This window comes from Streptomyces sp. SS7, assembly GCF_037993025.1.
Classification (GTDB): domain Bacteria; phylum Actinomycetota; class Actinomycetes; order Streptomycetales; family Streptomycetaceae; genus Streptomyces.
The window spans coordinates 2,670,174-2,694,083 of sequence record NZ_CP141223.1 but is presented as its reverse complement, the minus strand read 5'-3'; the positions used below and the strand labels follow the sequence as shown (position 1 = coordinate 2,694,083).

The window sequence follows — 23,910 nt, the reverse complement described above, 5'->3', positions numbered from 1 at the left end:
AGCGGATTGGTTACTGACCATGACGTCCGTAGTGCGGGAATGATCTCCCGGGCGCTGGGTCCCCAGTGGCCCGAAGAGTTGGCGCGACGGCGGGGGATACGACGTTGGTGTTTGCCGAACTGCGGCTCGCGCTTGCAGGTTGGCGCTGCACCGGCAGGGGGGAAGAGTTGACGATGGAGCGGGCATCCAACATCAGTGACCACGCTGGCCAGGGTGCGCGCGGCGGAGTGCCGACCATGCCGCGTGCGCTTCTTGACCGCCGCCGCTCTCGGTCCAGAAGGGCGGCCGCCGGGGGAGGGCTGCCGGATCGTCCTCGCCGCCGCGTGGTCCTTCGCCGGGTATGCGTGCTCCGCGCCGGAAGAGGACTCCCGACCGGGATCCTCGCCCGCACGGCGGCACCGCAGACGCGGCACCGCCTCAAGAGGACGGCTGCGCTACATCCCCGGCTTCCCCTTCTCGGTGGACGGGTGCGTCAGGGTGCGACTCCACGGTCGACAGCGCGGGTTGACGGGAGTGGAGCCATGAGGCCGTGATCGCCGCGCGCCCATGCCGGCCAGCCGGTGCCAGGGGCGCTACACGACCTCGTCCCAACTCCCGAGGAGCACGTCATGCCGACCCTGGGCTCACTGCCCACCGATAAGCCTGAACTCGAACTGACATTCGTGGAAAGCGGTTCCCGGCGTGCCCAGACCACGGAAATCAACAGCGTGGTGACGATGACGCCGGAACAACTGCTGGAAGACGGAGTCCCGTCGACTCTGCCCGATGGCTCGCTCGTCCTGATCACCGGCACATCGCCTTTCCGTCTCCGCGGCCGCATCACGACGGTGCTCGAGCTGTTGCTCCAGCGGATGAGCCGGGACGGCGGAGCAGGTCTGGCCGTGAGCGCTGCCCTCGGCGCAAGCCAGCCGTTCCCCCCGGACATCGTGGACCGGGCCGCCCGGTTTGGCATCGCCCTGCTCACCTCGTCCGCGCCCACCGAGTCCTGGGACGGGGTGCATGAGGAGATCCAGCAGGCTCGCCTGATGTTCGCCGAACGCCGTGCTGCCCAACTCAGCTCGCTCGTACAGGAACTGCCGGCCCAGCTGGCCGATACGCGGGCCATGCAGCGCATAGCGGACTGGCTCGCCCGGGCCCTCGACTGTCAGGTCCTGGTCAGCGAACCGGAGCGCGTCCTCGCCGCCTCACCGGCCACGGCCGCCGAGCAACTGGCCCAAGCCATCATCCGGCAGTCCGTCGACGGAATTCTCCCCGAGACGCTTTCCGGACCCCACACCCAGCTCATCTCGCTGGCCCCGGCCTCGGCCGCGGACACCGTCCTCGCGGTGGCCCGCAGAACCCCATTCGACGAGGCCGACCTGCGGTTGCTGCGGCATGCGGCAAAACTGCTGGGCCTCGTCGACCAGGCGCACCGCGAGTACCGGGCAGCCTCCGACGCGTCCCGCGCGGCGCGCAGCGCAGCGTTCGAGCTTCTTCTGGACGGCGAGGTCGAAAAGGCGCGGCGCGTCATGGCCAATCTGGCGCCCGGACTTCTGGAAACGGAAACCGCACGCGTCTTCGTTGTGGAGACCCAGCAGGCACGCCGGGACCTGGCTGCACGCCGCTGCAGCGCAGCCGTCGGCCAGCAGGCCATTGTCGTCCCTGACCCGCGAGACAACCGGCGGATCCTGATCGTGCATCCGATCCGCTCCGACGAAGACACCGGGGCAGAGGTCTCTGCCGAACTCACCCGGCTGGTGGCCGCCCTGGGACCCCCTTCGTCACTGGGCGGCAGCGGGGTCTACTCCATGACTCTGCTCGCCGACGCACTTCACGAGGCCATCACCGCCCAGAGGTTCGCCGCCTCCCAGCCGGACTCCGTGGCCCTCTCCGTACACGGCTCCGACCTCGTCAGTCTCCTGCCGCAGGCTGAAGCGCAAAACTGGGCCCGCCGCCTGCTGCACCCGCTGATGCGCGACGAGACGCAGTGGGAGTCCATGCGCGAGACCCTTCCTGCCGCCCTCGCCTACCCCTACACGGTGGCCGCCCGCCGGCTGCGCCTGCACCGCAACACGGTCATGCGGCGCGCCTCACGAGCCGCTGAACTGTTGCGCATGGACTTCGCGTCCATAAGCGACCGCATCGCCGTCGCCCTGGCCATGGAACTGGTCACGCAACGAGAGATTTCCGCTTCGCCGGTTCTGAGCGGTTCGGAACCGCCCTCCTTGGCACGGCTGTTGGAAACTCCCCACGTGCACGCGTGGGCACAGACCTTGGTCAGACCGGTCCAGGCGGACCGGCGTGACCTCCAGTCCACGGCGCTCGCCTGGCTCACCTTCGACACACACGTCGAGCCCGCAGCCCGCGCGCTCGGTCTCTCCGAGGTCACGGTGCGTTCCCACCTGCGCGCCGTGGAGGACCACATGCAGCGCGATCTTGCCACCCTCGCGGGCGTACGCGATCTCCAGTTCTCGTTGCACGTCGTCACGGGCCAGCCTGATCTGCGCTCAGATCGTCCGGGCTTGTCCGTGGTCGCCTGCTGACCGTCGCCGCCAGCGCCCGGCGCGGGTCCCGGTCTTCATCTCCCTGTCCCCTCCGGCCTGCGGACCTCGAAGGGTGGCACGTCGGCGACGGCCATGTCCGCTCGTACTCGCACGAACCCAACAGGGTGGCGCAGACGGCCTCGAGCGTCCCGGGAGATGTCCGCGCTGACCTCCACGACCGTCTCCGGAACGACCAGCGACACCTTCAGCTTCTGCTGTGATCCCCAACCGGCAGAGAAGGACCGCCCGGCCCACGGGTGATCCGTCTGCACCGGGCGTAGGAAGCCGCCCGCGCTCCGGGCCTGGGCGGCTGGCAAGGCGCTTGTACGTCCCAGATATCGCAGTCGTCCCTCCGAGTCGTGCCGGCCGAGCAGCAGGATCCCGGGGCGGTGCGGCGCTCCGGTGACCGCACCGACGACCATCTCGAGGGTGTCGCGCACGCGGAACTTCCGCCAGGAGCGCGCCCCTGGCCGTTAGCTTTCGCCGCCGTCCTTGAACACACAGCCCTCCACGCCGGCTGCTGACCAGGCCAGCCACCCGCGGGCCACCTCCGCATCATTGGTTGACGGGCACAACGTCCAGGGCGCCGAGGACCCTCCCGCCGGAACAAGTCCTCCAGCGCGTACCGCCTTTCGACGTAGGGGCGCTCGAGCAGGCTCCGGCCGTCCAGATGGAGCAGGTCGAAGGCAACATAGTGAGCCCGCCAGACGGCCGCGGCACGTTGTGCGGCGGCACCCCGTCGGTGCAGCCGCTGTGTGAGCCGCTCGAACGCGAGCCTGGTCTCTTTCCACACGACCAGTTCCGTCGAAGACGACGGAGCAGTCCAGCCGGCCGATGGCATCGGTGATCTCCGGAAAGGCCGCGGCCAGCTCACCGCCCTGCGCGAGCGCAGCACCGAGGAACCATCAGCAGCCCGCGCTGCGAAGGCCCGGAAGTCGTCGTCCCACTTCGGTTCGGCAAATCAATTCAACGGGAGGGTAAACGTCTCGACGGGTGTCGCCAGCATCGGCTCGGCGGGAAGCTCGATCACATCGGAGGGGGTACCACAAACCCCTCACCGACCCAAGGAGGACACGAGGAAAGTGGCTCGTCGAGAGGGGGTAAACTCACCCTGCCAAGATCACAAAGGTCCACCGGTGAAATGGCGCTTTGCCGACCAACTGGCCGGTCGAGGCGTGGTGTTGTGAATGTGGTGCAAAGTTTGCCAAGTGCCGGATGGGTCATGCCGGGAACCGGGATGTGTGCACCCCCGACACGACCGTCATGAGGAAGGTGCACTTCCGCGCTGGCGCGCGGCCGACTGGTGCAATGCCAACAGGTGTAATTGATCAGTTTGTGCACCGGCGAAATGGCATCGCCCGCAGCATATGCCTAGCGTTGTCGATACAAGCCCGGCCCCACCACCGGACGAGTGAGGCACAAGCCGAACCCGTCCGCGGGGGAGCCGATCAGGCCAGCGGCGAGCTGGCCCGGTGAGCGGCAACGAATGCGCCGCAGCACCAGGAGGCGGGCATCAGAGGGTGGCTCCAACCACTGTCCCGGCGCCCGCTCTCGCCAGCGCAAAACCAGGTCCCTGCCAGGGCCTGTTCATAACGACTCTCAGCAGAGTCACCACCAGCAGATCTGAGGAACCCTGGGGCCTTCCACCGGCCTGTTCGAGCACGTCGGCGGTGCTGAGAATAGACCAGTGCGCGGCGTGAGAACAGCTTCCGCTGGACTTTCACGAGAGAAGGCCCCCCGAGCCAGACGGGGCGAACTGCATGACCTCCAAGCACGCGACGGACCAGCCGGCGCCGCGCGCCACAGTGACGGCTCACCGCCGATGCTCCTGGGCCCAGCCGGACCGTACGAGGGACCTCGGAGCAGCCGGGCTGAGTGGCTAGCACCCGAACACGCCCGATGGCGCGTCCGAGCCGGTCGCGGATTCACCAGATCCATGGCCGGCCCTTCCGCCCGGGGAAGATCTGCTTCCCCCGAGCGAGCGGCGCGCAGCAGGAGCGAGGCGAACTCCCAGCAGCTGCTCCTGCCGCGCCGCAGTGAAGAACGATTGAGGCTCGCTGCTTAGAGGCATGTGTCGTAGCCAATACGCCCCCTGGCATCGCAAACCTCCCGGATCTCGCATATGAAGGAGCGCACCGACCGATGAACCACCCCCACCCAGAAGCGTCCAACTCTGACGAGTTCAAAGGCTTCAACGAAGCCCGGCGCATCATGTGGTGCCATGACGCTCGTGCTCGCGTGTACGAGCGGTTCGAGCAGACGAGCTTCATCGGTGACACGAACGTTGCAGCGGTCCACGTCGACAACACCACCAGGGCAGACCGTGTGTTCCTCGTGGCATTCGACAAGGCCGGCCAGCAGGTCGGCGTCGACACTCTCTACATCGACGAGCCGAATCAACACCTCGACATCGCGCCCGAGTTCGACCACGACTTCACCGGCATGGACGTCATACCCGACTCCCCACTTGAGCAGGCCATCTCCCGTGAGAACGGCTGGGTCGTCAACATGACGGCCCTGCGCGAGTACGACCTCCTGGCCGATCGCCGGGCCACACAGCGCGCGGTGTTCCTGGCGCATCTGCAGGACATGATGAAGAACGGTGACGTCCGCGGATTCCTGTTTGGCCAGGGTGAGTCCGGTGACACTGATGCGGCGTGAGAGGCCACAAACTCGTACCTCAGGCGACCCCGCCGGCTGCCTGGCCGGCGGGGTTTTCTGATCTCTGACGCTGTTACAGTGCTGCATTTTCGCAACAGGGGAGGGGATCAGCACAGCTGATCCGGGCGTCGAACCCGGGCCGAGTGCTTTGCGGGGAGACATGCCGTGGACCGGCTCACGCCGGTCCCGGGTGACGCCTCGCGGTGAGCCCTACGGGGCCACGCAGCTCGTCTTCGGCACCTTCGACGTCCAGGAGCAGCAACCATGAGTAAACCGCTGAGCATGGAGGACCTCACGGTCAAGTTCCACAGCAGTCGCGTCGGCGTCTCCCACGTCGAGACCACGATCTGGCAGGCCCCTGAGGGAAGTCTCTACCGCGTCGTCCAGCGTCTGGACCCGGCCGAGTTCGAGATCGCGACCCTCGTCCCCACCGGGTGGATCACGCTTCTGGCCCTGCACAAAGACGCAGACGGCGTCGCCGACCAGGATGAAGCGATGAACCGCTGGCTGGACATCCAGAACCATCCCCCGACCTTGAGTGACGACTGGGTGGCAGAGCCCAGGACCGAAGCATGACCGCCTCCGCCGATTCCGGGCTCACGCTGGACGACGTCCTCGATCTGAGTACAGCGCTCGATCTCGTCGATGCGAAGATCGAACTGCTCAGCGAGTACAAGCTCGAATACCCGCAGGACTTCGAGCCGGATGACATCCGGTCCATGAATGACGAGGTCGAGCAGCTGCAGCAGCTGCGCACGCGACTGATGGACGTGCAGGCCCGCCGGGAAGCAGAGTCCTCCGCCTGAGAAGACGACGATGCCCTGACCGCCTCGTGGCGTTCAGGGCATCGAATCAGGCTCGGTACGCGGCAGTGCCGCCCTGCCGGGTCGTCATACCGGCGGGATGAGCAGCGAGGCCCCCGCGTAGATGAGATCCGGATACTGGATCTTGTTCGTCTCGACCAGGATGCCGATCGGCACCCCCGTCGTCCCCGAGATCGCGGTGAGCGTATCGCCTGGCCTGATGGTGTACGGCTTCGCCTTCGGCGCTGGCTTCGCCTCGGCCGGTGCACCCGATCCGTTGGGCTTGTCCTCGTCGCCGCGCCCCGGCGTCGGATCCTGACTCGCCCCGTTCCCGTCCTGCTTCCCCGTGCCGCCCTCGCTCGGCTGCTGGGCGCTGCCGCCTCCGGCGTTCTTCTCGCCGGGATGCACCGGTGCCTCGACCGGGGCGTGATGGCCCTGCAGTGCCTGGATGAAGCCGCCGTCGGACGTCGCGAGCTGCGTCAGGCCCCATCCGGCGAAGAGCGCCGCTCCGCCCACCATGACGCTGGCGGCGATGACGGGTCCGTTGCCGAAGCCCATCGGGCCGGCGTGACTCCCGGCAGCTGCTCTCGTCTGCGCCGACGGCTTCAACGCCGTCCCCACTGGCCTCTGAATCGTAGCCGTCATCCCTGTCTCGACTCCTCTGCGAATAGCGCACACAACCATTCATGTTTGGCATTGACATTCTACTCATAGCCGAACAGAAGTTGATAGAATAAGGGATTGGATGGCAGTCCGAATCCTGTCCGATAGCACCCCAATGGACCCCTGAGTCACCGACCGCCAGACCGAACGAAGGAACCGCATCACCATGGCCAACTACTCCATCTCCGCCAGCCAGATCACCGAGGGCAAGAATGTCTTCATCCGCGGGAAGCTCGGCTTCGCCGTACTCGCCCGCCTCATCGATGGCGCGGAGCTCGTTGCCAGCGACCAGCGCAAGACGAAGAACGGCATGAACCCCGTCGGCAAGCCGCACACCACCGCGACGATCATTCACGCCGAGGTCCAGTTCGCCGATCCGAACAACCCCACCCTCGAAGAGCAGTTCGTCTCCGAGCGCCGCTACGACTCCCCGAAGCGGCCCGAAACCGGCCCCAACTACTCCATCGACTCCAAGGGCAGCACCCTGCCGGTCATTGCGATCCCTTCTCTGAAGGGCGACGGCACCTACGACCAGGACGAGTCCGGCCAGGAGCTCGCGCAGGGCCTCGACGTCACGCTCGTGCTGCGCACCTACAAGCCGAAGAACTTCAACAACCGCGGCCTGGCCCTCGAACAGGTGATCGTCCACGAGGTGCCGCGCTACTACAATGCTGGCGGCATCGACCAGGCTGAGCTGGCTGCGCGTGGCATCGTGCTCAACGGCACGCCGCGCCCCGTTCAGGCCACTCCTGCCAGTGCTGCCCCTGCCGCCGGCGTCCCCGTGGCGACCGAGGTGGAGGACGGCCTGTCCTTCCCGGCCCCGCAGCCGACTTCCGCACCTGTGGCCGTGGCCGCGCAGTCTCCGGTTCAGGCCCCGGCGACCGCCGTGGCGGCGCCCGTCGCTGCTGCTCCTGCTCCGGTTGCTGTTGCGGCCGCAGCTCCGGCTCCTGCCCAGCAGGAGACCCTGGAGCAGAAGCTCGCGCGCCTTGAGGCCGAGAACGCCTCCCTCAAGGACGCCGGTTCGGCGGTGGGCACGCCCGTGGCCACCGGCCCCTGGAACGGCTCCGGCCCGGCCCAGCAGGCGGGGATCACCTACCAGGGCTGATTCACGCTGACCATCGATGAGACCCCCGTACTCGCATCCGTGCAGTACGGGGGTCCTGTCTTTCTCTTCCCCTCCTGACGCCTCCGATCGAAAGCGTGCGTCCCACGATGACTCCAGCCGACCCCCATGCCTGGTTCCCGCAGTTCTACGGCAACCCCGCGATCCGCACCCTCGCCAGTGCCGGTCGGTGGACCATCTCCGGCCAGATCGGGGAAGAGACCCCTGACGATCCCACCAGGCCGCCGAAGCGCAAGGCCCCGATCGACGTACGGCACCTGCTCGCCGGCTGCACCTCCAGCTGCAAGCACGCCGGCCCACTACGCGGAGCCTTCGCCCTGGACGAGACCTGCCTGCTCACCCTCGACGAACTCACCGCGGCGATACCGGACGCCGCGAACACCGCCTTCTACCTCCAAGCCCAGACTGACGGGCTGCTCGTCCTCGACATCGAGGCCGACTGCCCGCTAGGTGTGGCCACAGACCTGCTGCGGCTGCCGGGCATCCTCTACTCTGAGCTGTCGATGTCCGGCCAGGGCTTCCATCTCGTCATGCCGTTGCCGAAGAACTTCCACGACTTCCCCGTGGCCGCCGGCAAGCGCGTCCTGCGTGAGGAACACGGCTGGTACGAGCTGCTCCTGGACCACTGGTCGACCTTCACCCGCCAGCCGGTGCCCGATCGCATCGTCGCTCACGTCAACGCAGCAACTAGCGCGCCGGCCTTCGCCTCCATCGAGGACCTCTACGCGCAGCTGGCCGTGAACGCCAGCAAGAGCTCCGGTGCTTCAGCATCAGATGTCGACACCGCCGAGGACATGCCCGACATCCCGTACTCACAGGCGATCGTCGAGCAGACCCTGGCCAGCGCACGCCATCAGCTCCGGGATCCCGGCGACTTCAACCACGACATGTCCCGCTGGGAGTTCTCCGTTCTCGCGTCGCTCTACGGCTGGATGCGGACGCAACTGCGCGCCTACAGCGCCCTCGGCGTCGAGTTCTCGACGGGCGATGCCGCGTGGTTGCTCTACAAGGCGGCGGTCGATGTCATCCCTGCGCGACCCAAGCACAGCGAGCGGCGCAACGGCCGGCCCTTCCTCCTCGACCGGGCGGCTGCGCTCGTGGCCGACCGCGAGGCCCGTTCCTCGTCGACCAACTGACTGACGCTCTGTGCCTGTTCCTGCTGCTGCTTCTGCTCCTGGTTCATCTGCTGCCTCCGGCAGCGGGTGGGGTGGGTGACCGGTGCTGCGGCGGGGCCGAGCACAGGTGGAGGACAGTGCTGGATCGCGCGGAGCGCGATCGGGTGGCGATGTGCAGCGGGGCTCCATCGCCACCAATGGCGGGAGTGCAGGTCTCCGCCAGGCTCCGACGGCGCGGCCCGCGCCACAGGACCGTTCACGGCCTATGCAGCCTCGGCGACGCCGAGATCAGCAGCGCCGTCCTCCGACCTCTCTTGTCTTTCTCTCTCTTCCTCGCCCACGCACAGAAAAGACGTCGACATGAAGTTCAACGACACCCTGACGACCCTCATCAAGCAGTCCCTTGAGGTCGGCGCGACGCCCGCTCTCATGGGCGAACCCGGCATCGGCAAGTCCAGCTTCGTCGAAGACCTGGCCTACTCCATGGGCACGCAGGCATTCACGCTGCCGTGCAACCAGCTCGCCGACAAGGCCGACCTCACCGGTGCGCGCCTGGTGCCGTACACCAAGGACGACGGCACGCAGAGCTACAAGCAGGTCTTCTACCCGCACCAGGTGATCCAGGAGTGCATCGACTACGCCGAGAAGAACCCGCGCGAGTGGCCGATCCTCTTCCTCGACGAGATCAACCGCACCACCTCCGACGTCACCTCCGGCGCGCTGACCCTGGTCACGCTGCGCCGCATGGGGTACGTCGAGCTGCCCAAGAATGTCCGCATCGTCGTGGCCGGCAACGACAGGGGCAACGTCACCTCGCTCGACGAGGCAAGCCTGTCCCGCTTCGCGATCTTTCACGTCGAGCCCGACGCCGCCACCCTCATGTCCGTCCTCGGCGACAACATCAACCCCTGGGTGAAGACGGTGCTCACGCAGTACCCCGGGCTCATCTTCCAGAAGTCGACGCCCGAGGCCATCGTCGCCGACGGCCAGGACGACGACGACAACGGCAACGTCACGATGGCCGATCTGTTCGACGGCGGCGAGGAGATGAACCAGCTCACCACGCCGCGCACCATCGACAACCTGTCGAAGTGGCTTAACGCGGCCGACCCGCAGCAGCTGGCGCAGTACCTGGCCACCCCGATCCAGATCGGCGACCGCGAGACCTCGCTGCTGAACGAGGCCATCGAGGCCTACGTGGGGGACACCATGTTCACCACGCAGCTCGTGGCCACCATCGCCCAGGACCTGGCGAACAACGTCGGCGGCGTGCAGCAGAACCGGGTGAACGTCCCGAAGCCGAACTGCTACCAGAGCCTGAAGGCCGCAGCGACCATGACCGACATGGCCGCGGTCATCGTGACGCTGACCGACAACGAGAAGTCCGGGTCGCTGCTGTACGCGCTCAAGGAGAGCAAGGACAACGCGCGCCTCATCGAGCAGCTGGCCCAGGCCATCACCCAGATCGAGCCGGAGCACACGCGCACGCTCATCGAGATGGTGACCAGCCAGCAGATCGACCGCCAGAACCTCGAGGCCTTCATGGAGATCGACGCTCCGATCGTCAACCAGGCCAAGCCGGTCCTCTCGGCCTTCCTCTGATCGCTCGCTCACCGGTGGTGGGGACTGCGGCGGGCTGCCGTCCTTGCTGCAACTCCCCACCGTCGGCGGCGCTCTGCCGCTGCCTTGTCCTCAGAAGGAGACCACGACCCATGACGATCACCGTCACGAACCAGAAGCCGGCCGTACTCGACGCACTGCACACCATCTCGTGCACCGGTGATTACGACCCGATGCCGGCGATCCGGCAGACCCTCATCGACCCGCTGCTGGAGCCGTTGAACCCCAACGCCCCGGCGAGCATCACCGACGCTCAGGGCGCTGATCTGACGGGGGACATCCCGGATCTGGTTCTGAGCTGCCTCGGCGACACGCTGAACGTGGCCAGCGAGCAGACCGTCAAGGAGCTGCTCGGGCAGACCCTGATCAATTTCGACCAGGGCACGCCGCTGCCGGTCGCCGAGCTCTTCGCCGTCCAGGCCGGGCAGCAGAACAAGATGCCCGCGCCCTCCCCGCGGGTGCTCTACACCGCGCAGGCTGATGTCCTCCCGGCCGCGAAGGCTCTGCTTGCGGGGACCGGCGACGAGAGCGCCTTCTTCGCCTCGATCGCCTACACCTTCAACCCCGACACCCTCGGGTTCTGGTTCCAGTCCTCCGCAGCCTTCGACGACTTCAAGATCTGGCTGGCCCAGCAGACTCAGACGATGGCCAGTGCGTTGCCGCCGGCCACCACCAAGCTGCTCAACGACTTCACGGCCCTGTCCCTGAAGGGACTCACCGAGTCGCTGCTGGTGCGCAAGGACGACTCTGACGCCAACGATGAGCACTCCTTCGCCCGCGTGCTCGTGCACATGCTCATGAACTACGTCGAGCAGCAGCGGGCCCAGGCCAGCCAGCAGAACACCGCCCTGGACACCGGCGTCCTGCCGTTCACAGTCGGGGAGCTGTTCTGCCCGCGCTCCCTCGTCCTGGTCAACGTCGAGGCCCATGCCCGGGCCACCGCGGCGAAGATCACGGGGGAGTGGAACCTCATCAACCAGTCGCTGGCTTCGCCGGTGAAGGTCGTCTCGAACGCGTCGCTGTCCAAGCTCACCTCACTGCCGCGGGCCGCAGCCCGGGCCGCCGCCATGGGCGCCAAACAGCAATCGGGTCAACCCGGCAGCCGTAGCGCCCAGGTGGCGTTCCGCAAGCAGCCGCCGAGCAAGCTCGACCTGTTCAAGGACATCACCCGCGTGCTCCGCCGGATGGGCAAGGTCAACAAGTCGCAGAACATCTTCCGCACGACGAGCGCGACCTTCCTCAAGGCCAACCGCCGGAACCCGGACGACTTCAACAAGCCCGGCCGGATCACCTCGGTGCAGTACATGCCCGACCTGCACATCTACATCGACACCTCCGGATCGATCTCCGAGGAGAACTACCAGGAGGCGGTCATGATGCTCATCCGGATCGCCAAGAAGCTCAACATCAACCTGTACTTCAACTCGTTCAGCCACTTCCTGTCCCAGGAGGTGATGCTGCGTACGGAGAACAAGTCGACGGCTCAGATCTGGAAGGAGTTCCGCAGGATCCCGAAGGTGTCGGGCGGAACGGAGTACACGCAGATCTGGCGGTACATCAACGCCAGCCGCGTGCGCCAGCGCAGGCTCTCGCTCATGGTCACCGACTTCGACTGGCTGCCGCCGTCCACGCGTCAGGACCACCCGAAGAACCTGTACTACGCACCGTGCTCCGCCATGGACTGGTCGTTCATGGTTGACCTGGCAAAACGCTACGCCGACTCGATGCAGCACATCGATCCGAGCATCCGGCAGAGGCTCCTCGGCATGGTCGTCTGACTCTGCTGCCCCCAAAGACCGCCAAGAGCGGTGCCGTGCAACCAACTCCCCTGGTCGGCACCGCTCTTGGCGACCCCTGCCTTTCTCTCTCGTCCATCCGGTCCCTGCTCGGCCGCACCAAAGGAACCATCGATGCGAATCCCCACGGATGTGCTCGCAGTTCTCTCAGATCGCACCAGGACTGACGGTCATCGCCTGGTGCTCGTCGGCCCCCGCTTGACTCCCGCCCTGTACCAGCGCGTCAACGAGGTCCTCGAAGCGGTCGGCGGTCGATGGACGAAGACTGAGGGTGCGCACCTCTTCCCCGTCGACGCCGCCGAGGCGCTCGCCCCAGTGCTCACCACTGGTGAAGTCGTGACCCTGGGGGAGAAACGCACCCTCGCTCAGTACTTCCCCACACCCGACCCCGTTGTCGGCCGGCTCATCGCTCTGGCCGCCCTTGAGCCCGGTATGACGGTGCTGGAACCATCTGCCGGCTCCGGTGCCATAGCCACAGCCGCAGCAGCCCGCGGTGCGATCGTGGACTGCATCGAGCGGGACCCCGGGTACGCCACCGACCTGTTGGACACGCATGTGGTACGACGAGTGCAGGTCGCCGACTTTCTCACCACCCCCGCCAACCCTGGCTACGACCGGGTGCTGATGAACCCGCCGTTCACCCGCGGCACCGACATGGCTCATGTCACCCATGCCCTGCGGTTCCTGAAGCCGGACGGGCTGCTGGTGTCGGTCATGTCGTGGGCCGTCGCTGAACAGACCGGCAGCACCATAGCCTTCCGAAAGCTCGTGGAACAGCGCGGTGGTCTCGTCGAAGCACTTCCGGCCCGGGCGTTCGCCCAGTCCGGGACGACCGTCGACACCGTCCTCGTCACCATTCCTGCCACCCGTCCGGCCGACGCCCGGCCCACGGTCTGGCCCGTGCGCGACCTCCTTACGCAGGACGTGGAGGAACTCGGAAACCCGGCCGACATCGCTGCGGAGATCGTCGCTGATCTTCGCAAAGCGATCGCCGCTTTCGAGGAGGTCGCTGCCACGCTCGCAAAGCCTGAGCCCATCACCGCGCCGGGCACTGTCGAGGCCACCTGATCCGGCTGCCCCTCGAAAAACGTCAAGAGCAGTGCCGCTTTTGACGACCCCTGACTTTCCCTCTCACTCATCCATATCCCTGCTCGGGACACCGTGGCGCATCCACCCAGCGCGCCACCACGCCGAGCGACCCGCACCGAAGGAGGACCCGGTGGGTCTCAGCAACTTCACACCCGGCGGCTCCGACGACGACAAGGGCAACGGCGGTGGCGGCAGCTTCCCTCCGCAGTTCCCGTCCGTGGGACTGCCGTCCAGCGGTGGCAGCGCCGATGACGTCAAGGAGCTCCTCGTCGACTACAACGAGAGGTTCAAGAACGCCGATCCGACCATGTTCCGTGACACGCTCATCGGGCAGGTCCTCTCGGTCGTCATCAGCAAGACCAAGCCCAACGCTCTGCTGGTCGGTTCCGCCGGCGTCGGCAAGACGAAGATCGTCGAGGACATTGCACGGCGCATCGCGCTCGGCGACGCCCTCATTCCCGACCAGCTCAAGGACTACACGATCTACGAGCTGCCCGTCACCAACATCATCGCCGGGACAGGCATCGTCGGCTCGCTGGAGGAGAAGGTCAAGGCGATCGTCGAGTTCGCCTCGGACCCCAAGAACAAGGCCATCCTGTTCATGGACGAGATCCACCAGATCACCGGAGGTTCCGGCAGCCATGGAGACGCCGTCGGCCGCAAGATCTCGCAGATCCTCAAGCCGGCCCTGGCCCGCGGCGACATGTCCGTCATCGGCGCGACCACCAGTACGGAGTCACGGGCCTTCGACGAGGACCCGGCCTTCGCCCGCCGCTTCACCCGGCTCATCGTCGACGAGCTGAGCGTGGAACAGACGCTGGCCGTGATGACCGCGGTCCGGCCCGGCCTGATGGCGCACTACCGTCACCAGATCGGAGTCTCCGACGACGTCCTGGCCTCGGTGGTGCAGATCGCCGAAGCGAACTCCCGGGCTGGCCAGCACCGTCCGGACAACGCCATCACGCTGCTCGACCGCGCGATGGCTGATCGGGTCCTGGAGCAGAAGAAGCTCATCGTCCAGGCCGTGAACGCCGGCGACACGGCACTCGCGCAGACCTTGCGGTCCATCCCGCAGGTGCCGCTGACGAACACCCGTGTGCTCGATGTGGCCAAACGCCTGATGACCGGAAACGCCCAGCGCAAAGACCTCGACGTCGCCGCGCTGAGCGCCACGCTCACCAGCCGCCTGCAGGGCCAGGACGACGTGCTCGCCAAGCTCACGGACCGTCTGGCCCGCGAAGAACTCGACCTGTTCCCGACGAAGACGCCCACGACGTGGCTGTTCGCCGGGGCCTCGGGCGTGGGTAAGACCGAGGCGGTCAAGATCATCGCTGAGGAGACAACCGGCACCGAGCCGATCATCCTCAACATGACCGAATTCCACAGCGAGTGGTCGACGTCGAAGATCATCGGCTCACCTCCCGGCTATGTCGGATCGGACTCCAACCAGGAACTCCCGTTCGACACGCTGGAGTCCAACCCCCACCGGGTGATCCTGCTCGACGAGTTCGAGAAGGCCGACAAGGCCGTGCAGCGCCTGTTCCTCTCGGCGTTCGACGAGGGCTACATCCGCAACGCCCATGGCAAGATGCTGGACTTCTCCAAGGCCCTGGTCATCTGCACGACCAACGCCGCCCGTGATTCGCTCGACGGCAAGATGATCGGCTTCGGTAACAACCCGAAGACCATCTCGAACCAGAGCCTCAACAAGGCACTGGAGCAGTTCTTCGACGCCGAGCTGCTGGGCCGGTTCTCACTGGTCGTGGGGTTCAACCCCATCGACCGGCAGACCTACCGGCAGATCATGGCCGCCGACTACGAGCGGCAGCGTGAGCGGATCGTTGAGGCCAAGCCGCGGCTGGCCCAGGCGCTGCCCGTGTCGATGCCCGACGACGAGCTGCGCGCCATCGAAGAGACCACCTACGTGGACTCCCAGGGTGCGCGGCCGGCGCGCAAGGCTGTTCGCACCTGGATCGAGGACTACTTGCTCGCTGCCCAGACCGGCGGCACAGCCTCGGCATCCCCGTCGGACGACTGAGTAGCCGTCCGCATCGCACCGAGGGCTCCTGTTCCAGATCTTCCGGAACAGGAGCCCTCGGCGTACCTCACCGCCACACCCTCATTGCTCAGAAAGGGGGACAGCCATGTCCACCATGCTCCCCGAACCTCTGCTCCAAGAGCACCGAAAGCGAGCCATGGAGCTCTCCGCCGCGGCCCGAGCGAACCTCGCCACCCATGTCCGGAGCACCGATGAACTCCGCGAACTGGGCCTCATGCTCGGCCTGGTCGAGGTCGATCCCGCAGGATCCCTCGTCACGGCCTGCCCCTGGGATCTCGATGTCGGCGATGCTGCCGTCGATGGTCCCGACCGGCGCTCGGACTCGACCTCGAAGTGAGATGAGCTGCCGCTGATGAACGACCGCGCGCCTGGGTAGCGCGCGGTGTCCGGGGCGTGGCTTCGCCACATACCCCGGATTTAGGGGCCTAACGGCCCCTGACGGGTGGGTTGAGAGGAACACGGGCGGGGCTCGTCGGCTGACGAGAGCCCCGCCCGTGTTCGTACCTGCGCCCATGGCCCAGCCCTGTTGCTGCGCTTTCGCTCGCCTTCGAGCATTCGACTGACTATTCATTTCTTGTCGGAATTGCTGTGCGACGTTTTTTGTACCTTCTCTCAATTCGCCTCTCGATCCACTGGAGAAAGGCAACGACATGCCTGTCCTGCTTGATGACCTCGACCTCTCGGCCAATGCCGTTGCTCAGAAGGCCGTCGACCCGAAGTTCTTCTCCTCGAAGCTCACCGGCAACGGCAAGAAGATCGGCCTGCTCAACGAGTCCCTGCTGCCGATCAACACTGCCACCAACACCGCCTACGCCATGGCCACCGATATCGAGGTCAAGCAGAGCTCGACACAGCACGACATCACCACGACATCGATCCCGCTCGCACCGATCACGCGCCGCGCCCTGAACGCCGGCGGGTCCTTCACCCTGCCGAGCCCGCACGCCGACGACCGCTTCGCTGTCGACACCTCGTCCAGCCAGTTCGACGACTGGGACGTCGCCTTCGACATGACCCCGCAGGCGCTCGTGTTCTACGAGGACAAGTCCGGCGGCAAGTCCACGCGTGACCTCGTCATCCAGTACCGGATGGAGCTGTACCTCTTCAAGAAGGGGCTCCCCGAGCCCGAGTACGCGACCGCCGTCTCGCGCTCGGTCGGCTACGGCAACCACGCCGCCGCCGTCTTCCTGCAGTGGGACACCAGCCCGCTGGAGAACGCCCGTGACTACGTCCAGGACGTGCTCACATCCGCCGGCCTGACGGCCTCCAACCTCGGCGATGAGTTCGACGAGTGGATGCGCCAGTACTCGATCTACGAGCGCATCACGCGCCTGGCCCAGATCTGGGACTCCGAGGCGATTGCCGACGAAGTCTGCCGCTACATCCAGGACATGCCCGCGGGCCCGACGGAGCAGCAGTTGAACATGCTCGCCGTCCAGCTGCGCTACCTGGAGAACTACAACGTCCCGCTGGAGGCCTACCGCCAGATCCACAAGAAGCTGGATGCGACCTTCTCCGACCAGATCGCCACGAAGCTGTCGAAGCAGAACCTCAGCCTGCTGATGAACCACACGCTCGACCACCTGGAGCAGATGAAGCCTCAGCTGATCGTGCCTGCGCAGCCGGCCACGCCTCCGAATCTGCCGCCTCACCTGTCCAAACAGCAGCTCGACGCGCTCACCACGCACGAGCCGCTGGTGATGACGCAGGCGGGAGCCGGCACCGGCAAGTCGACCGTGATCCTCGAACGGATCAAGTACCTCGAAGCCTGCGGCGTCCCCGCCTCGGACATCACGGTGCTCTCGTTCACCAACGCCGCTGCCGACAACATCACGGAGAAGAACCCGGACGTCGGCTCGATGACGATCGCCAAGATGATCATCGACATCTACTCGATGAACCACCCGAGGCACAAGGTCTCGGCGATCGACACGATCATCAACTCGATCGACATCTTCTACCCGAACAGCCAGTTCGCGGCGACGTTCCGCCACCGCCTGCTGGAGGTCGACCAGAACAGGACCGGTGCCTTCACGGCCCTGAACACCTTCGTCGAGAGCCACTTCGACGAGGTGATCGCCCTGCTCGACCGCATCGAGCAGACGTCGCTGGAGCTGCAGATCATCATCTGCTACCAGAAGATCGACGACATGGCCGAGCCGGCCCACGTGCAGTCGAAATACCTCATCATCGACGAGGTGCAGGACAACAGCGTGTTTGAGTTCATCTACGTGCTGAAGTACATCACCAAGCACGCTCAGTCCCTGTTCATCGTCGGCGATGCCTCGCAGACGCTGTACGAGTTCCGCTCAGCGAACCCGCGGGCGCTCAACACGCTGGAGGGCTCGGGGGTCTTCGCGACCTTCAAGCTCACGACGAACTACCGGAGCAACCAGGAGATCCTGGACTTCGCGAACGTCGTGCTCGGCGGGCTGGAGACCAACAAGTTCGCCAACATCCAGCTGCAGGCGAACTCGCTCGCCATGCCTACGGCGGACTCGTTCCAGGAGAAGGTCACCCTGGAGTACCGCGAGGTGGCCAGACTCACCGGGTTCGTCACCCAGGACCTGCAGGCGATCGTGCGCAACACGGTCATCCCCGACTACGTGGACAAGTGCCTGGACCGGGGCGAGCAGGTGGCCTTCCTGGCCTACTCGCGCCGCGAGGTGTCCTTGATCCAGGATGTGCTCGAAAAGCGCTACCCGGACCGCCGCGTCGCCTCTCTGGTCAGCGATCGCGTCTACGCCACGGACATCTTCTCGAAGTACATCAAGTTCTTCTGGAACGACGTCCTGCAGGCACCGCCGACCAACGCCGCGTTCGTGGTCTCCCAGGGGATCAAGGACAACATGGGCAAGCTGACGAAGAACGCTGCCAACGCCAACGTTGAGAAGGCGATCCTGCGCACGATCTCGGAGTGGTGGATCGAGAACAGCGCGACCATCAACGGCTGGGTCACGCTCTGCCACCAGGGCACGCTCACACACAAGGCGTTCTTCGATCGACTGCGCGACAACCTGCTCTCCTTCGAGATTCAGCGGAACCAGCAGAAGCTGAACATCAACAAGCAGAGGAACCAGGAGCGCAAGCGCAAGAACCTCGAGTCCAAGGCCGACCTGGTCGTTTCGACGATCCATGGTGCCAAGGGTCTCGAATTCGACAACGCTGTCGTCCTCTACAGGGAGGACACGAAGATGACCCAGGACGTCAAGCGGATGTTCTACGTCGCCTTCACTCGTGCCATGAAGAGCCAGTACGTACTCGGCTACGGCACCGTGAAGAACCCGCCGATCCAGAGCAGTTACGAGCAGATCGTGACGGCTCTGACCGAGCGCGACAAGAGGAACGCCGCTCGTGCCCTCGGCATCGATCCGGACCTCCTGGACGACAACGACAGCGCTGCTCCCGGTAACACTGACGATCGCTCTGCGGTCACTGCGGCCGTCTGACCAACCGCCGCCACCCCATGCCGCAGGGGCGGGTGTTCTCGACGAGCGAGACACCCGCCCCTGCGGTCTTCCACCCTTCACACACCTGAATGACCCAGCCCCCAAGCCCACACCATGACCGTGTTTGGCACACAGGGCGCCCGGCACGAAGGCCTACGACGAACCGCTCGCCGAGAGCCTCGCCGAAGCCTGGCGCTACCTCGACCAATGGGCCATCCACGGCGAGGTCCTCTTCGCCATCAACGCCCTGGCAGAACGCCAGGCGCAGCAAGCCGCACCCGCCATGTCCCCCTCACGACCTCGGCGGGACGGCGGTGTTTGAGCATCGCTGGGCGTTGCCGCCCGCCTCCACCACGCTTTTCCGCCGAAGAACAGGAATCCGCCCATGGGCTTTCCCGGCCTGGAACTGAAGATCCGCATGTCGCTCGTGGCCGGCCCGGACTTGCGTGTATTCGTCCCCGTGCGGCTGTACTACAAGAACACGGACCCCTACGCGGTGCAGTTCTCCTTCGACGTCACGCCCGACGATGTGGTCCGGTGGACGTTCGCCCGGGAGCTGCTCGACCAGGGCCTCACCGCACCCGCTGGCATCGGCGACGTGAAGATCACTCCGATCGGCCCTCTCCAGAACCGCCGCCTCAGGATCGAACTGGAATCCCCCGACGGATACGCCCGCCTTGAAGGACCGGCAGCCCCCATCAAGGAGTGGCTCGCCGAGACCTACGCGGCCGTCGCCGCAGGCCAGGAGTCCAAAGCCGTCGACATCGACAGCCTCCTCGACAAATTTCTGACCCGCTGACAGCGAAAGTCGAGCACGGCCCGGAGACCCACAGCCCGGGGCCCGGTACAGGAAAACCTACGCCGCCACGTCACACGGGCGGCACGCAGCACACGCATGACACACCCACCAGCATCCCTGCCAAGGAGCAAGCCCGTGGCCAGCCACTCCCTCCCCCAAGGACGCATCCTGCGCTCCACCGCCGTGCGGTCGGTTATCGCGACCGTGGCCACCGTCACCACAGCCCTCACTCTCGCCGGATGCGCGGATTCCGGCACCGACCTTGACCACGGCAAGGTCATCGACAAGCGCAGCCGGGCCGCCCGGGACCCCGTCTACGACCAGATCGAGCGGCCGGCCCCCTGCCGGTCCACGCGCACCCAGATGCTCCGGACCACGCTCGCCAAGCCGCTGCCCAAGCCCCGGCCCAAGCCGCCCGCTGACACGAGCGATGACCAGCCGGATCAGCACGCACAGCAGCCGCCGCGCACCGACACCTCGAAGAAGAACCCGCCCCGCTCTACACCGAGTGCCCGCACCCCCGGCAAGGGCGGCTCTTCTGCACCGTGCGGGACCACCACCGTGCGCGTCTTCAGGGGATACAAGACACCCGCGAAGTGGGAGCTGCGACTGAAGGACGGCAATGTGACCGACTGGGAGACCGTCACGCGCGAGGAGTACGACAGCGTCGAGATCGGCGACCGCTTCTGAACTGAACGACTCAAGGGTATCGCCGGACCTGCGTCGACTCGCGGCATGACGCAGGACCCCACGACTACGCGCCCGCGAAGACCAGTCACGTTCAACCCCGCCGCGAACCTGGCGCCGCGCCGCGACAGACCTGATGCCGGCCACCGTCACCCTCACCGAGTCCGTGCTCGATGAGGGAGAGCGCGTCTACCGCCCGGACAGCAGCGTGCTGCCCATATCCGTTGAGCGCCGCTGCGCTGCCACCACCACCAAACTCAACTCCCGCGAAAGCGAGAAGTCTTCATGCCCGCATCTACGATCGTTGCTTCTGGTGGGGAGTTTCGCCTCTACGGGGACTCCGTGCAGACCTTCTCCGATCTGCCCGTGGCCACCTACACGATCTCCTTCTCCCAGGTGGCCGGCTACAGCCTGCGCCAGACGGAGCCGCTGGCATCCGCCGAGGAGACCGTCTACGGCAGCCACGCCTCCCGTGTACAGCGGATCGTCACCGGCTACTCCGCTATGGACCGTTCGCTCGGCGTCATCCTCTCCGGCGACAAGGGCATGGGTAAGAGCCTCATGCTCCGCCTGCTCGCCGAGCGGATGCGCGAGGAACACCACCTGCCCACCGTGCTCGTGCAGCACGACACGCCAGGGCTGGCCGCCTTCCTCGACGAGCTGGGCGAAGTCGTCGTTGTCTTCGACGAGTTCGAGAAGATCTTCTCCAACGAGGACGACGAGTCGCAGAACCAGTTCCTGAGTCTGTTCGACGGGCTGAGCACGACGAAGCGCCTCTACGTCCTGTCGGTCAACGAGCTGCACCGCGTCAACGACTACATGCTCAACCGCCCCGGCCGCTTCCACTACCACATGCGCTTTTCCTACCCCGAGCCCGAGACGGTGGCCACCTACCTGCGCGACCAGGTGCCCGGAGTGGCCGAGAAGCAGGTGGCCGAGATCGTCGACTTCTCCCGGAAGTACGACATCAACTTCGACCACTTGCGGGCGATCGCCTTCGAGCTGCGCCTGGGCGAGTCGTTCGCTGAGGTGATCGGTGACCTGAACATCAAGCGCAGTGAGCACGCCGGCTCGCGGATCGAGGCCCACATCACCTGGAAGAACGGCGACACCGACGTCTTCGATGGCCGTGTCGATCTGTTCAACAGCGACAGCCTGCAGACCATCAACGACTGGGACACCGGCACCGGGCTGCAGTTCCGCATGCGCGACGCCGTCCCGTCCGAGGACGGCTACCAGCTCCCGGATGGTGCCTTCACGCTCACCGACCTCCGTGACGAGGACGACAGGTCGCCCGACGACGAGAAGGACCTGCGTGCCGCTGCGGTGATCCTGCGCCGTCCCCCGAAGTACTCCATCGATTTCTGAGGACGCCCCCATCCGAACCGCCGAGGAGCCACTCCGGTCTCCTCGGCGGTTCGCTGTCCGGCTCACGCGTTCCTGTACAGAAAGCAGCCCTCGACCATGCCCCAGTACCGCATCGTCTCCGATCCCGACCCCGGCGCAGGACATCGTGAGCCCCGAAGGGCCAACCTTTGCCTCGGCAAGGCCGGTCTCGTCACGGTCGTCGACGCCGAGGACCTGTTCTGGGCGGCCGGGCATGAGCTGATCTCCTTCGGCAACGACCGGCACTGAGCGCCGTGCTGCCTGCCCCGACTGTGCTGCTCGCCTGCTTGGCCGTTGCCGCGTTCGGCATCCTGTGCCTCGCCGCCGGCGTTGGCCGTAAGCGGCGCTGGCGTGATCCCACCCGGCTCTTCAGCTGGCCCCAGAAGCAGCAACTCATCCGCCAGGCCAACGGCCGGTGCGAGCACAAACCGCCCCTCTGGTTCCGGTGCGCGGCACCGGGAACCGAGGCCGATCACATACACCCCTGGAGCCGCGGCGGGGCGACTGAGCTGTGGAACGGCCAGCTGCTCTGCCGCCAGCACAACCGGCGGAAGTCCAACCGCGTGCCGAGCCCCCTCTACCGCTGGCGTCTCGCGCGCCGGCGCAAGAAGTACTGACCACCCCGACACACATCAGGAGCAAACTCATGGCCTGGATCATCGGCCCGAACTGCAGCGCGAAGCACGGCACTTCCAGTCGCTACACATCCCCGATCACCGACGATAGCGCTCTGCGGACGACCCGCACGCAGGGAAGCACCAGGTGAGCCGCGCGGAAACCTCACGTCGAGGCAGCCGGCCGGGCCGGGCGGGCATCAGGGACGTGGCTGCGGCGGCCGGGGTCTCCATCACGACCGTCTCCGACGCCCTCAACGGCAAGGGCCGGCTCCCGGACGCCACCCGCCGCCATGTCCGCGAGGTCGCCGACCGGCTGGGATACCGCCCCTCGGCTGCCGCCCGCACGCTCCGCACCGGCAAGTCGGGACTCATCGGCCTGACCGTAACGACGTACGGGGGTGAACCTTTCACCTTCACCGAGTTCGCGTACTTCGCCGAGATGGCGCGCGCCGCCACCTCTGCCGCCCTCGCCCGCGGCTACGCGCTGGTGATCCTGCCGGCGACCTCACGGCACGACGTGTGGTCGAACGTGGCCCTGGACGGCACGGTTGTCATCGACCCCTCCGACCAGGACCCGGTCGTCAGCGAGCTGGTCCGGCAGGGGCTGCCCGTCGTCTCCGACGGCCGCCCGGCTGGCTCGCTCCCGGTCACCGCATGGGTCGACAACGACCACGAGGCCGCCGTGCTCGGCATCCTCGACCACCTGGCCGACGCCGGCGCCCGCCGCATCGGACTGCTGACGGGGACCTCGACCGACACGTACACCCATCTGTCGACCACGGCGTATCTGCGCTGGTGCGAACGCGTCGGCCAGGACCCGGTGTACGAGGCCTACCCCGCGCACGACCCGTGCGCGGGCGCCGTCGCCGCCGACCGGCTGCTCGCCCGACCCGACCGGCCGGACGCCGTCTACGGTCTGTTCGACCCGAACGGCACCGACCTGCTCGCCGCGGCCCGCCGCTACGGCCTGCGCGTCCCGGAAGACCTGCTGCTGGTCTGCTGCAGCGAGTCCACGGTGTACGCCAACACCGAACCGCCCATCACGACACTGTCACTGAAGCCGCGCCGGATCGGCACGGCTGTGGTGCAGCTCCTCATCGACGCGATCGAGGGGGTGGACTCTGATCACCCGGTCGAGCAGGTGATACCGACCGAACTGATCGTGCGTACCTCCTCCCAGCGACGTCCGCCGCGCACGACAGTCAGCCCGCCTCGGTCGCCGGAGGAGAGGTAGGGCACGGGCGTTCACCGACGGGCCCAAGGCCCGCGCGAGCGGTGGTGCGCGGTCGGTCGCCGAATGGTCCCTCAGCGACGGCCTCGACGGCTCAGCCAGCACGAAGGCCTTCTTCCAGGAGGGCATCAGCGACGCCGTGAGCCGAGCAGCCAACGACGTGAGCGATCTCGCGCCCGAGAACGTGACGCGGCCAACCTCATCGACAGCGCCGCGCTGCACTACCTCGAGAACCCCGGCGCGACTGCGCCAGGCGATCGAGGCCAGCTGCGACCAGGACGTCGATGACG

General features: G+C 66.4%; 21 protein-coding genes. 19 read left to right on the top strand and 2 right to left on the bottom strand.

The features are described 5' to 3' along the window. Positions 1 to 608: 608 nt before the first annotated feature. Positions 609 to 2,522 carry a helix-turn-helix domain-containing protein gene (locus U5640_RS12050; protein WP_340375805.1) on the top strand — a complete coding sequence of 638 codons (1,914 nt, stop codon included), beginning with the start codon at positions 609 to 611 and terminating at the stop codon, positions 2,520 to 2,522. Between the two features lie 205 nt (positions 2,523 to 2,727). Here the strand turns inward: U5640_RS12050 and U5640_RS12045 are convergent, their stop codons facing one another. Continuing rightward, complete coding sequence (locus U5640_RS12045; protein WP_340375804.1) at positions 2,728 to 3,363, bottom strand: hypothetical protein; 636 nt, start codon at positions 3,361 to 3,363, stop codon at positions 2,728 to 2,730. Between the two features lie 1,301 nt (positions 3,364 to 4,664). Here U5640_RS12045 and U5640_RS12040 point away from each other — a divergent pair. The 3 genes from U5640_RS12040 to U5640_RS12030 all read left to right on the top strand — a co-directional run bounded on the left by U5640_RS12040 (position 4,665) and on the right by U5640_RS12030 (position 5,989). Beyond that, complete coding sequence (locus tag U5640_RS12040; protein WP_340375803.1) at positions 4,665 to 5,183, top strand: hypothetical protein; 519 nt, start codon at positions 4,665 to 4,667, stop codon at positions 5,181 to 5,183. A gap of 264 nt (positions 5,184 to 5,447) precedes the next feature. Further along, positions 5,448 to 5,759: a hypothetical protein gene (locus tag U5640_RS12035; RefSeq protein ID WP_340375802.1), complete on the top strand. Its 312-nt coding sequence runs from the start codon at positions 5,448 to 5,450 to the stop codon at positions 5,757 to 5,759. Further along, positions 5,756 to 5,989: a hypothetical protein gene (locus tag U5640_RS12030; protein WP_340375801.1), complete on the top strand. Its 234-nt coding sequence runs from the start codon at positions 5,756 to 5,758 to the stop codon at positions 5,987 to 5,989. Before U5640_RS12035 ends, U5640_RS12030 begins: the two co-directional genes overlap by 4 nt. 84 nt (positions 5,990 to 6,073) lie before the next feature. On the opposite strand, the gene U5640_RS12025 is transcribed toward U5640_RS12030, so the two are convergent. After that, positions 6,074 to 6,544 carry a LysM peptidoglycan-binding domain-containing protein gene (locus U5640_RS12025; protein WP_340375800.1) on the bottom strand — a complete coding sequence of 157 codons (471 nt, stop codon included), beginning with the start codon at positions 6,542 to 6,544 and terminating at the stop codon, positions 6,074 to 6,076. A 271-nt stretch (positions 6,545 to 6,815) separates the two neighbouring features. Here U5640_RS12025 and U5640_RS12020 point away from each other — a divergent pair, with 271 nt between their 5' ends. The 15 genes from U5640_RS12020 (at position 6,816) to U5640_RS11950 (ending at position 23,623) form a co-directional block, all read left to right on the top strand. Beyond that, on the top strand, positions 6,816 to 7,754 hold the full coding sequence (locus U5640_RS12020) for a hypothetical protein (protein WP_340375799.1): 939 nt from the start codon (positions 6,816 to 6,818) through the stop codon (positions 7,752 to 7,754). Positions 7,755 to 7,861: 107 nt separating this feature from the next. Continuing rightward, positions 7,862 to 8,908, top strand: coding sequence for a hypothetical protein (locus U5640_RS12015; RefSeq protein ID WP_340375798.1), 1,047 nt, complete (start codon positions 7,862 to 7,864; stop codon positions 8,906 to 8,908). A 339-nt stretch (positions 8,909 to 9,247) separates the two neighbouring features. Further along, positions 9,248 to 10,489 (top strand): MoxR family ATPase, encoded by a 1,242-nt coding sequence (locus U5640_RS12010; RefSeq protein WP_279930512.1) that lies wholly within the window; start codon positions 9,248 to 9,250, stop codon positions 10,487 to 10,489. 110 nt (positions 10,490 to 10,599) lie between these two features. Further along, positions 10,600 to 12,285 carry a hypothetical protein gene (locus tag U5640_RS12005; RefSeq protein ID WP_340375797.1) on the top strand — a complete coding sequence of 562 codons (1,686 nt, stop codon included), beginning with the start codon at positions 10,600 to 10,602 and terminating at the stop codon, positions 12,283 to 12,285. A 132-nt stretch (positions 12,286 to 12,417) separates the two neighbouring features. Continuing rightward, positions 12,418 to 13,371 carry a class I SAM-dependent methyltransferase gene (locus U5640_RS12000; protein WP_340375796.1) on the top strand — a complete coding sequence of 318 codons (954 nt, stop codon included), beginning with the start codon at positions 12,418 to 12,420 and terminating at the stop codon, positions 13,369 to 13,371. Positions 13,372 to 13,522: 151 nt separating this feature from the next. Further along, on the top strand, positions 13,523 to 15,430 hold the full coding sequence (locus U5640_RS11995) for an AAA family ATPase (protein WP_340375795.1): 1,908 nt from the start codon (positions 13,523 to 13,525) through the stop codon (positions 15,428 to 15,430). A 106-nt stretch (positions 15,431 to 15,536) separates the two neighbouring features. Then, entirely contained in the window at positions 15,537 to 15,788 is a 252-nt protein-coding gene (locus U5640_RS11990) for a hypothetical protein (protein WP_340375794.1), read from the top strand. Positions 15,789 to 16,101: 313 nt separating this feature from the next. Beyond that, a complete protein-coding gene (locus tag U5640_RS11985; protein ID WP_340375793.1) occupies positions 16,102 to 18,900 on the top strand; it encodes an ATP-dependent helicase in 2,799 nt (932 codons plus the stop codon). Between the two features lie 124 nt (positions 18,901 to 19,024). Further along, on the top strand, positions 19,025 to 19,222 hold the full coding sequence (locus U5640_RS11980) for a hypothetical protein (RefSeq protein ID WP_340375792.1): 198 nt from the start codon (positions 19,025 to 19,027) through the stop codon (positions 19,220 to 19,222). 63 nt (positions 19,223 to 19,285) lie between these two features. Then, entirely contained in the window at positions 19,286 to 19,699 is a 414-nt protein-coding gene (locus tag U5640_RS11975) for an SsgA family sporulation/cell division regulator (RefSeq protein WP_340375791.1), read from the top strand. A gap of 135 nt (positions 19,700 to 19,834) precedes the next feature. Further along, positions 19,835 to 20,389, top strand: a complete 555-nt coding sequence (locus tag U5640_RS11970; protein ID WP_340375790.1) for a hypothetical protein — start codon at positions 19,835 to 19,837, stop codon at positions 20,387 to 20,389. A 282-nt stretch (positions 20,390 to 20,671) separates the two neighbouring features. Further along, a complete protein-coding gene (locus U5640_RS11965) occupies positions 20,672 to 21,754 on the top strand; it encodes an AAA family ATPase (RefSeq protein WP_340375789.1) in 1,083 nt (360 codons plus the stop codon). A gap of 96 nt (positions 21,755 to 21,850) precedes the next feature. Then, positions 21,851 to 22,021 (top strand): hypothetical protein, encoded by a 171-nt coding sequence (locus tag U5640_RS11960; RefSeq protein ID WP_340375788.1) that lies wholly within the window; start codon positions 21,851 to 21,853, stop codon positions 22,019 to 22,021. 5 nt (positions 22,022 to 22,026) lie between these two features. Next, positions 22,027 to 22,389, top strand: a complete 363-nt coding sequence (locus U5640_RS11955) for an HNH endonuclease (protein WP_340375787.1) — start codon at positions 22,027 to 22,029, stop codon at positions 22,387 to 22,389. A 145-nt stretch (positions 22,390 to 22,534) separates the two neighbouring features. Next, positions 22,535 to 23,623 carry a LacI family DNA-binding transcriptional regulator gene (locus U5640_RS11950; RefSeq protein ID WP_340375786.1) on the top strand — a complete coding sequence of 363 codons (1,089 nt, stop codon included), beginning with the start codon at positions 22,535 to 22,537 and terminating at the stop codon, positions 23,621 to 23,623. Positions 23,624 to 23,910 lie beyond the last annotated feature (287 nt).

Excerpts from the sequence above, each read along its gene's own strand:
- U5640_RS12050 (WP_340375805.1), top strand. The coding sequence starts at position 609 with ATGCCGACCCTGGGCTCACTGCCCACCGATAAGCCTGAACTCGAACTG.
- U5640_RS12045 (WP_340375804.1), bottom strand. The coding sequence starts at position 3,363 with ATGCCATCGGCCGGCTGGACTGCTCCGTCGTCTTCGACGGAACTGGTC.
- U5640_RS12040 (WP_340375803.1), top strand. The coding sequence starts at position 4,665 with ATGAACCACCCCCACCCAGAAGCGTCCAACTCTGACGAGTTCAAAGGC.
- U5640_RS12035 (WP_340375802.1), top strand. The coding sequence starts at position 5,448 with ATGAGTAAACCGCTGAGCATGGAGGACCTCACGGTCAAGTTCCACAGC.
- U5640_RS12030 (WP_340375801.1), top strand. The coding sequence starts at position 5,756 with ATGACCGCCTCCGCCGATTCCGGGCTCACGCTGGACGACGTCCTCGAT.
- U5640_RS12025 (WP_340375800.1), bottom strand. The coding sequence starts at position 6,544 with ATGGGCTTCGGCAACGGACCCGTCATCGCCGCCAGCGTCATGGTGGGC.
- U5640_RS12020 (WP_340375799.1), top strand. The coding sequence starts at position 6,816 with ATGGCCAACTACTCCATCTCCGCCAGCCAGATCACCGAGGGCAAGAAT.
- U5640_RS12015 (WP_340375798.1), top strand. The coding sequence starts at position 7,862 with ATGACTCCAGCCGACCCCCATGCCTGGTTCCCGCAGTTCTACGGCAAC.
- U5640_RS12010 (WP_279930512.1), top strand. The coding sequence starts at position 9,248 with ATGAAGTTCAACGACACCCTGACGACCCTCATCAAGCAGTCCCTTGAG.
- U5640_RS12005 (WP_340375797.1), top strand. The coding sequence starts at position 10,600 with ATGACGATCACCGTCACGAACCAGAAGCCGGCCGTACTCGACGCACTG.
- U5640_RS12000 (WP_340375796.1), top strand. The coding sequence starts at position 12,418 with ATGCGAATCCCCACGGATGTGCTCGCAGTTCTCTCAGATCGCACCAGG.
- U5640_RS11990 (WP_340375794.1), top strand. The coding sequence starts at position 15,537 with ATGTCCACCATGCTCCCCGAACCTCTGCTCCAAGAGCACCGAAAGCGA.
- U5640_RS11985 (WP_340375793.1), top strand. The coding sequence starts at position 16,102 with ATGCCTGTCCTGCTTGATGACCTCGACCTCTCGGCCAATGCCGTTGCT.
- U5640_RS11975 (WP_340375791.1), top strand. The coding sequence starts at position 19,286 with ATGGGCTTTCCCGGCCTGGAACTGAAGATCCGCATGTCGCTCGTGGCC.
- U5640_RS11965 (WP_340375789.1), top strand. The coding sequence starts at position 20,672 with ATGCCCGCATCTACGATCGTTGCTTCTGGTGGGGAGTTTCGCCTCTAC.
- U5640_RS11960 (WP_340375788.1), top strand. The coding sequence starts at position 21,851 with ATGCCCCAGTACCGCATCGTCTCCGATCCCGACCCCGGCGCAGGACAT.